Origin of the sequence: Pseudomonas sp. EGD-AK9, from assembly GCF_000465935.2 — a bacterium.
Classification (GTDB): Bacteria; Pseudomonadota; Gammaproteobacteria; order Pseudomonadales; family Pseudomonadaceae; genus Aquipseudomonas.
Map to the genome: position 1 here is coordinate 1 of NZ_AVOF01000771.1, position 720 is coordinate 720.

The 720-nt window shown below is 71.4% G+C and carries 1 protein-coding gene; it reads left to right on the top strand.

Features of this window, described 5'->3' with window-relative positions; genetic code table 11:
• Positions 1–720, top strand: a 720-nt coding sequence (locus tag N878_RS23705) for a lytic transglycosylase domain-containing protein (protein ID WP_021445981.1), incomplete at both ends; no start/stop codon positions are given.

Genomic DNA, 720 nt, shown 5'->3' on the forward strand with positions numbered 1-720 from the left:
GAATGGCGCCAGGCCCTGCGCGACGAAGCGCTGGCCGCCGGCATCGACGCCGCCCTGTTCGACCGCGTATTCGCCGCCATCAGCCCCGACCCGGCTGTGCTCAAGGCCGACAGCAGCCAGCCGGAATTCACCCGCCCGGTGTGGGAATACCTCGACGGCGCGGTGTCCGCCAGCCGCATCGGCCGCGGCCGCGTGCTGCTGGCCCAGCACAACGCCGTGCTGCAACGCATCGAGCGGCAATATGGCGTCGAGGCCCAGGTGCTGGTGGCGATCTGGGGCCTGGAGAGCAACTTCGGCAGCAATATCGGCAGCCACAGCGTGATCCGCTCCCTCGCCACCCTGGCCTTCGAGGGACGCCGCCAGGGCTTCTGGCGCAGCCAGCTGCTGGCCGCCCTGCAGATCCTGCAGCACGGCGACATCGCCGGCGAGCGCATGATCGGCTCCTGGGCCGGCGCCATGGGCCAGACCCAGTTCATGCCGACCACCTACAACCAGCACGCGGTGGACTTCGACGGCGACGGCAAGCGCGATCTGTGGAATTCCTCGAGCGACGCCCTGGCCTCCGCCGCCCACTACCTGCAGGCCTCGGGCTGGCAGCGTGGTCAGCCCTGGGGCTTCGAGGTGCGCCTGCCGGCCGGCTTCGACTACGCCCTGGCCGACCCGGAGCAGCGCCGCAGCCTGGCCGAATGGGCCGAACTCGGCGTCCGCCCGATCGCCCCG